This window comes from Rhizobacter sp. P5_A1 (assembly GCF_056400745.1).
Genome location: NZ_JBFUKR010000028.1, coordinates 58,343 through 65,999, shown reverse-complemented (window position 1 = coordinate 65,999; position 7,657 = coordinate 58,343). Strand labels below are relative to the sequence as shown.

Annotated in this window: 9 protein-coding genes; 2 read left to right on the top strand and 7 right to left on the bottom strand. The window is 67.8% G+C overall.

Annotated elements, in window-relative coordinates; genetic code table 11:
• Positions 1–85: 85 nt before the first annotated feature.
• The gene (locus tag AC1DTW_RS23365; RefSeq protein WP_477983794.1) at positions 86–778 is read left to right on the top strand and encodes a helix-turn-helix domain-containing protein; all 693 of its coding nucleotides are present in this window, start codon (positions 86–88) and stop codon (positions 776–778) included.
• Here the strand turns inward: AC1DTW_RS23365 and AC1DTW_RS23360 are convergent.
• Positions 756–1,355: a DUF938 domain-containing protein gene (locus AC1DTW_RS23360; RefSeq protein ID WP_477983793.1), complete on the bottom strand. Its 600-nt coding sequence runs from the start codon at positions 1,353–1,355 to the stop codon at positions 756–758. The genes AC1DTW_RS23365 and AC1DTW_RS23360 overlap by 23 nt on opposite strands.
• A gap of 62 nt (positions 1,356–1,417) precedes the next feature.
• On the opposite strand from AC1DTW_RS23360, the gene AC1DTW_RS23355 reads away from it, so the two are divergent.
• On the top strand, positions 1,418–2,020 hold the full coding sequence (locus tag AC1DTW_RS23355) for a 5' nucleotidase, NT5C type (protein ID WP_477983792.1): 603 nt from the start codon (positions 1,418–1,420) through the stop codon (positions 2,018–2,020).
• Between the two features lie 9 nt (positions 2,021–2,029).
• Here AC1DTW_RS23355 and AC1DTW_RS23350 read toward each other — a convergent pair whose 3' ends face one another.
• From AC1DTW_RS23350 to pilB, 6 genes are all read right to left on the bottom strand, one after another.
• Entirely contained in the window at positions 2,030–2,251 is a 222-nt protein-coding gene (locus AC1DTW_RS23350) for a DNA gyrase inhibitor YacG (RefSeq protein ID WP_477983791.1), read from the bottom strand.
• Positions 2,248–3,003 carry a cell division protein ZapD gene (gene zapD, locus AC1DTW_RS23345; protein WP_477983790.1) on the bottom strand — a complete coding sequence of 252 codons (756 nt, stop codon included), beginning with the start codon at positions 3,001–3,003 and terminating at the stop codon, positions 2,248–2,250. Before zapD ends, AC1DTW_RS23350 begins: the two co-directional genes overlap by 4 nt.
• A gap of 80 nt (positions 3,004–3,083) precedes the next feature.
• Positions 3,084–3,710: a dephospho-CoA kinase gene (gene coaE, locus AC1DTW_RS23340; RefSeq protein ID WP_477983789.1), complete on the bottom strand. Its 627-nt coding sequence runs from the start codon at positions 3,708–3,710 to the stop codon at positions 3,084–3,086.
• A complete protein-coding gene (locus AC1DTW_RS23335; protein WP_477983788.1) occupies positions 3,692–4,546 on the bottom strand; it encodes a prepilin peptidase in 855 nt (284 codons plus the stop codon). Before AC1DTW_RS23335 ends, coaE begins: the two co-directional genes overlap by 19 nt.
• Before the next feature lie 11 nt (positions 4,547–4,557).
• Complete coding sequence (locus tag AC1DTW_RS23330) at positions 4,558–5,778, bottom strand: type II secretion system F family protein (RefSeq protein ID WP_477983787.1); 1,221 nt, start codon at positions 5,776–5,778, stop codon at positions 4,558–4,560.
• A 65-nt stretch (positions 5,779–5,843) separates the two neighbouring features.
• Entirely contained in the window at positions 5,844–7,562 is a 1,719-nt protein-coding gene (gene pilB / locus AC1DTW_RS23325) for a type IV-A pilus assembly ATPase PilB (protein WP_477983786.1), read from the bottom strand.
• Positions 7,563–7,657: the final 95 nt, after the last annotated feature.

The window sequence follows — 7,657 nt, the reverse complement described above, 5'->3', positions numbered from 1 at the left end:
CCGCCGTGCCGCCCCCGCCACGCCGGTGCCGCGCAAGCGCGCCGCCGTGAAGGCAGCGACGGCCGCCGTGCGCTAAGGGCTTGCGATGGCCACCGCGAAGCGCGCCCCCGCCAAGAAGGCGGCCGCCGGCCGGGTGAAGGCCGCGTCGGCGGTCGCGCCGGTCGTCGTCGACGATCTGGTCAAGGACAAGAGCCTGCTGACGCTGGCGCGCGACCTGCGCTCGTGGACCGACTTCGTGCTCGGGATCGCGAACACCGCGGCCGACCTGTCGTTTCGCGTCGCCGCCGCGCGGCTGACGAAACCGGCGCACAAGGCGGCGGTCGAGAAGGCCGGTGGGCTGTTTCGCGACCTGCGCGAGAGCGCCGGGCTGACGCTGGGCGATCTGGGCCGTGCGATCAACCTGAAAGACGTGTCGCTGCTCGAGCAGGTCGAGGGCGGCAAGGTCGGGCTGCCGTTCGAGATCATCCTGCGCCTGGCCGCCGTGCTCGGCCGCAACGACCCGATTCCGGTCGCGATGAAGCTCACGCGCACCTACAACCCGAAGCTCTGGGCGACGCTTGAGAGTCTGGGCATCGGCAAGCTCGCGGTGCAGGCCGGCCGCGAGCGCGAGTTCGCGAACCTCTACCGCGCGAGCGACGCGGCGCGCCAGCTGAACGACGAGGAGTTCGCCGCGGCGCTGAAGTTCGTGCGCGCGTCGTTCGAGGCCGCGCTGGTGTTTCGTGCCGAGACCGTGCGCGCGGCCGGCAAGGCGGCCGTCAGGAAGACAGACGCCACGTGATGCAGCGGTTGTTGGCCGGCATCTCGCGGTCTTCGATCAGCGCCAGACCGGCACCACGCGCGAGCGCGTCGACGGCTTCAAAGTCGCGCAGCCCGCGCTGCGCTCGAGCGGCACGCAGCGAGGCGTCGAAGGCGGCGTTGCTCGCGCTGGTGAAAGCGCCGCCGTAGTTGAACGGCCCGTAGATCGTCAGCAGCGCCCGCGGGCGCATCAGCGACGGCAGCAGCGCGAACAGGCGCCGCACCTCGTCCCACGCCATGATGTGCAGCGTGTTCGCGCTGAAGATCGCGTCGTAGTCGCCGGCGGGCGCCGCGCTGTCGTTGATGTCGAAGCTCAGCGGCGGTGGCGTGTTCGGGCATCGCGCCTCGGCGAGCCACAGGCGGATGCCGGCGAGGTTCGCGGGCACATCCGAGGTCTGCCACACCAGTTGCGGCAGCGCGGGGGCGAAGTGAACCGCATGCTGGCCGGTGCCGCTGCCGATCTCGAGCACGCGCGTTCGATCCTTGAAGTGCTCGCGCAGCACAGCGAGGATCGCGTCCTGGTTGCGCTCGCACGCGGGCGAGAAGGGCTTGTGCTGCATCGGGACGATTGTGCGTCCGGCACGTGACAGCGCGATCAGGCGCGGCCCGGTAGAGTCGACACATGACTGGCCGACCCCTGATTGCGCTCGACTGCGATGGCGTGCTGCTCGACTTCCACGTGGGCTACGCATCGGCCTGGGAGCGGGCGTTCGGCCAGGCGCCGGCCGAGCGCGACCGGCTCGCGTACTGGCCGATCGATCGATGGGCCGTCGAGCGCCTGACGCCGGAACGGCGGCCGCTGTTTCGGGCCGCATTCGACGAACACTTCTGGGCCACGCTGCCGCCGATCGAAGGGGCGCTCGATGCCTGCCGCCGCCTGCATGCGGCTGGCTTCGAGCTGGTCTGCGTCTCGGCGCTCGAGCTCGAGTTCGAAGCAGCGCGGCTGCGCAACCTGCGCGACCTCGGCTTCCCGATCGAGCGCGTGGTCGCGACCGGCAACGCCGAGGGCGAGCGCAGCCCGAAGGCCGATGCGATCGAAAGCCTGAACCCGATCGCGTTCGTCGACGACTACCTGCCCTACCTGCGTGGCCTGCCGGCGCAGGTGCACGCCGCGCTGGTGCTGCGGGCACCGAACGGCAGCCCGAATGTCGGGCCGGATCTGGCGCTGGCCAAGTCGGTGCACGATGACCTGGCCGGCTTCGCGACGCACTGGCTGGCGCGCTGAGCCGCGCGATCAGTGCTTGGGCGAATCGTGCTCGCGGCCGGAGTCGGGCTCCGGCAGATCCGGGTCCGGATCTGCCGGTACCGCGTAGCCCTCGCTGGCCCAGGCGCCGAAGTCGTTGTTCTTGCAGCGCGCGCTGCAGAACGGGCGAAACGGGTTGTCGGCCGAGTACACGCTCGGCCCGCCGCAGCCCGGGCAGCGGATGATCCGCGCGCCTTTGGGCTGACCGCTCATGAGCACAGCGTCAACTCGAAGTTGGCGTCGTGTTGGCTCGGTTTGAGGCGGCCCTCGGCGTCCTGACGCATCAGCCGCACCGAGACCATCAGGCGGTGCCCGCTGATCTCGGGGATGATGTCTTCGGGTTCGTCGAGCCGCACCCGCATCAGCTGGTAGACGCGGCCCTGCGGCAGGCTCTGTTGGAACTGGCCGCCGATCGCGGCGACCTTGTGGGGCACGCCGGAGTCGCGCAGCAAGCCGAGCAGCACCTGCAGCGCCTCGGCCAGCGGCATCAGCGAGCCGACCCACTGCAGCAGGTCGGCACGGCGGCGCTGGGGCTCGAATTTCTGCCAGGCGTAGTAGGCCGGCAGATCGAACTCGCAGGTGCCGCCCGGGATGCTGATGCGGCTGCGGATGCTCATCAGCCACTCGTTGCTGTTCAGCGCCGCACCGGCCTTGCCCTGCACGTCGTTGAGGCCGTTGAACGCGTGGTCGATCTTCGCGATCACGTCGTCAAGCGCGCCCTCGGAGATCGACGGGTTGCCGCGGTAGCTGTTGAACTGCTGCTTGTGCTTGTCGAGTTCCTTCAGCAGGTCGGATTTGAGGTCGGCGCGCGAGGAGACATCGAGGATCTCGAACAGCGTTGCGAGCGCGTAGTGGTGATCGACGGCCGCGTCGCGTGCGATCAGCTGGCCGAGCCGGTCGAACAGGTGCTCGAGGCGCAGCATCGTGCGGATGCTTTCGTTGAACGGGTATTCGTAGAGGATCACGGTGCAGGGTCCCTGGACAGGCGAAGCGGACCTGTCGAGGCACGATTGTTCCACAGCAAGGCGCTGCGGCTGCGCTTGCCTCAGCGGGGCGCTCGGGTCCAGTGGCGCCAGAGCGCCTGCACCTGGTCCGCGAGCTGCGCGGGCGTGATGCCGTCGTTGAAGAGCACCGCGTCGGCGCAGGCGCGACGCTGTCGGCGCGACGCCTGCTGGTCGATCACCGCCTGCACGGCGTCCGGTGTCCAGCCCGAGCGGGCGACGACGCGCTCGATCTGCGTCGCCTCGCGGCAATCGACGACCAGCACCTTGTCGACCTTCGCGCGCCAGCGGCCCGATTCGACCAGCAGCGGCACGTCGAAGACGACCGCCGGTGCCCCCCCGGCACTCGCCTGGCGCTCGGTCTCGGTGCCGATCAACGGATGCAGGATCGCCTCGAGGCGGCGCTTCTTCAGCGGGTCGGCGAACACGATCTCGCGCATCCGCGCGCGATCGAGTGCGCCGCTCGCATCGAGCAGATCGGCACCGAACGCCTCGGCGATCGCGGCGATTGCCGCGCCGCCGGGCAGCGTGAGCTGGCGCGCGATCAGGTCGGTGTCGACGAGGAGGGCACCCTGCTGCACCAGCAGCCTCGCGACCGTGCTCTTGCCGCTGCCGATGCCGCCGGTCAGGCCGATCCGCAGCGAGTGCGCTCTCAGACCGGGGGCATCCACAGCTGCGCCAAGGGCCCGCCGAAGAACAGCGCGGCGATGCCGCCGCCGGCGAGGTACGGGCCGAACGGGATCGGCACCTCGCGATCGTGCTGGCGGAACACGATCAGCGCGATGCCGACGATCGCGCCGACCGCGGACGCGAGCAGGATGATCGACGGGATCGCCTGCCAGCCCATCCACGCGCCGAGCGCGGCGAGCAGCTTGAAGTCGCCGGCACCCATGCCTTCCTTGCCGCGGATCAGCCGGTACGCGTGGAACACGAACCACAGCGCCAGGTAACCCGCGACCGCACCGCCGACCGAGGCTGCCAGCGTGACCGGGATCCAGCCGAGCGCCGCCGATACGATTCCGGCCCACATCAGCGGCAGTGTCAGGTCATCGGGCAGGAAACTGGTGTCGAGGTCGATGAACGCAAGTGCAACCAGCGTCGCGACCAGCCCGCACCACAGCAGCACGGTCGGTTGCGCACCGAAGTGCACGCCGCAGGCCGCGAACAGCGCGGCGGTCAGCACCTCGATGGCCGGGTAGCGCGCCGAGATCGGCGTGCCGCAGGCCGAGCACTTGCCGCGCAGCACGAGGTAGCTGGCGACCGGGATGTTCTCGTACCAGCGGATCGGGTGCCCGCACGACGGGCAGCGCGAGCGCGGCGACGACAGCGTGATCGCCGGCGCCTCGTCGATCTTCACGCCGAGCAACTCGGCGCTCTCGACCCGCCAGCCGCGTTCCATCATCAACGGCAGGCGGTGGATCACGACGTTCAGGAAGCTGCCGATCAGCAGCCCGAACACGGCCAGGACGAGCGGCGACAGCAAGACGCCAACGACTTGCGGGTCCATCGCGCCGAGGTTCAGACGACGGCGCCGAGCTTGAAGATCGGGAGGTACATCGAGACCACGATGCCGCCAACCAGCACACCCAGGATCACGATGATGAACGGCTCCATCAGGCTCGACAGGCCCTTGACCGCCTCGTCGATCTCATCTTCGTAGAACTCGGCCGCCTTGCCGAGCATCTGGTCGAGCGAGCCCGACTCCTCGCCGATCGCGCACATCTGGATCACCATCGTCGGGAACACGCCGGTCGTCTGCATCGAGGTCGTCAGCGCCGAGCCGGTCGAGACGTCCTTCTGGATCTGCTCGGTCGCTTCGGCATAGACCGCATTGCCCGAGGCGCCGCCGACCGAGTCGAGCGCCTCGACGAGCGGCACGCCGGCCGCGAACATCGTCGACAAGGTGCGCGTCCAGCGCGCGACCGAGGACTTGCGGACCAGCTCGCCGAACACCGGCACGCGCAGCAGCAGTCGGTCCATGAACTTCTGCATCCTCACCGAGCGCCGCCACGATTGGATGAAAAAGTAGGTGCCGCCGCCGAGCACGCCGAAGATCAGCCACCAGTACTTGACGAAGAACTCCGACATCGCGATCACGACCAGCGTCGGCGCAGGCAGGTCGGCGCCGAACGAGCTGAACACGTCCTTGAAGGCCGGGATCACGAAGATCATGATGACCGCGAGCACGACGAACGCGACCACCATCACCGCGATCGGGTAGATCAGCGCCGACTTGATCTTGTTCTTGATCGCCATCGTCTTTTCCTGGTAGATCGCCAAGCGATCCAGCAGCTGCTCCAGGATACCGCCGGCCTCGCCGGCCTCGACCAGGTTGCAGTAGAGCGCGTCGAAGTACAGCGGGTGCTTGCGGAACGCCGACGACAGGCTCGTGCCGGTCTCGACATCGCTGCGGATGTCGATCAGCAGCCGCGTCATGCGCGGGTTCGTGCTGCCGCGTGCGACGATGTCGAAGGCCTGGATCAGCGGCACGCCGGCGCGCATCATCGTCGTCAGCTGGCGCGTGAAGATCGCGATGTCTTTCTGCTTGATCGACTTGCCGCCCTGCGTGCGGCGCTTCTTCACCTTGTTGACGAGGATGCCCTGGCGGCGCAGGCTCGCGCCGACCACGGCCTCGCCGCCGGCGCGCATCTCGCCGCGCACGACCTTGCCGTTCTTGTCCTTGCCTTCCCACTCGAAGACAAGTTCCTTGAGGTTTTTCGCGGCCGCTGCAGTCGCCATGGTCACCTTCGAGGAATTGCTTCCCCGTCCCTTCGATGTGTTGATGTGTTCGCTGTTCTTCTGGCTTATTCGTTCGTCACCGAGATCACTTCTTCGAGCGTCGTGACGCCTGCGCGCACCTTGACCAGACCCGACTGGCGCAGGTCGCGCACGCTCTCGCGCTGCGCCTGGGTCGCGATGTCCATCGAGGTGCCTTCGTTCAAGATGATCTTCTGGATCTCTTCGGTGATCGGCATGACCTGGTAGATGCCGACGCGGCCCTTGTAGCCGTTGCTGCAGGCCGAGCAGCCGACCGCGCGGTAGGGGCGCCATGTTCCGTCGAGGTCGTGGTCGGCGAAGCCGGCCTTGAGCATCGCCTCGCGCGGATAGTCGGCCTGCGCCTTGCAGCTCTCGCACAGCTTGCGCGCGAGCCGCTGCGCGGTGATCAGCAGCACGCTCGACGCGATGTTGAACGGCGCCACGCCCATGTTCAGCAGCCGGGTCAGCGTCGTCGGCGCATCGTTGGTGTGGAGCGTCGACATCACCATGTGGCCGGTCTGGGCGGCCTTGATCGCGATGTCGGCGGTTTCGAGGTCGCGGATTTCGCCGACCATGATGATGTCCGGATCCTGGCGCAGGAAGGACTTCAGCGCGGCCGAGAAGGTCAGGCCTGCCTTGTCGTTGACGTTGACCTGGTTCACGCCCGGCAGGTTGATTTCGGCCGGGTCCTCGACGGTCGAGATGTTGACGCCCGGCTGGTTCAGGATGTTCAGGCAGGTGTACAACGACACGGTCTTGCCGCTGCCGGTCGGGCCGGTCACGAGCACCATGCCGTACGGACGCTGGATGATCTTCAGCAGCCGATCCTTCTCGATCTTCTCGTAGCCGAGCGCCTCGATGCCGACCTTCGCGCTGCTCGGGTCGAGGATCCGGATCACGATCTTCTCGCCGAACAGGGTCGGCAAGGTACTGACCCGGAAGTCGATCGCCTTCGCGCCGAACTTCAGCTTCATGCGGCCGTCCTGCGGCACGCGCTTCTCGGCGATGTCGAGCCGCGAGATGACCTTGATGCGCGACGAGAGCTTGTCCTTGATCGCAATCGGCGGCTGGGTGATCTCGCGCAGCTCGCCGTCGACGCGGAAGCGCACGCGGTAGTGGTACTCGTAGGGTTCGAAGTGCAGGTCGGACGCGCGCATGTTGATCGCGTCGATCAGCATCTTCTGCAGGAAGCGCACGACCGGCGCGTCCTCGACCTCCGAAGCTGCGTCGGTCGATTCCTGCGGCGCCGTGACGTCGTCGGTGACATCGAACTCGAAGTCGCCCGAAGCCATCGACTCGAGCGTTTCGGTCGCACTGGTGCCGCTCGCCTCGAGCAGATGGGACAGCTTGTCGTGTTCGACGATGACCCATTCGGGCGAGAGCTGCGTGGCGAACTTGATGCGTTCGACCGCTTCCTGGTCGGTCGGGTCGGCACCGCCGATGAACAGCCGGCTGCCGCGCTTGCCCAGCACGATGACCTGGTACTGCGCCGCGAGCTTGCCGTCGATCACGTTGCGAGGCAGGCGCTGCGCATCGACGGCGGAAAGATCGAGCAGCGGCAGCGCGAGCGCGCTCGACAGCGTGTGGGCGAGATCGGCCGGCGAGACGGCGCCGGCGGCGATCGCCGAGGCGACGAAGCTATTGCGCTTGTCCTTCGAGCTGCGAACCAGGTCTTCGGCGACCTTCGCGTTGAGCTTGCCAGCGTGGACGAGAACTCGCGCGACGCCGGAAAGCGCCGAGTGCGGAGCGTCTGCCAATGTGTCCACGGTTCGCGGGTTCAATCCATGCAATTCAAACGGGGGATCATCTCTGATCCGTCAAAGACTGTAAACGCGCGCCCCAGGCGCCGAGGCGAACAATT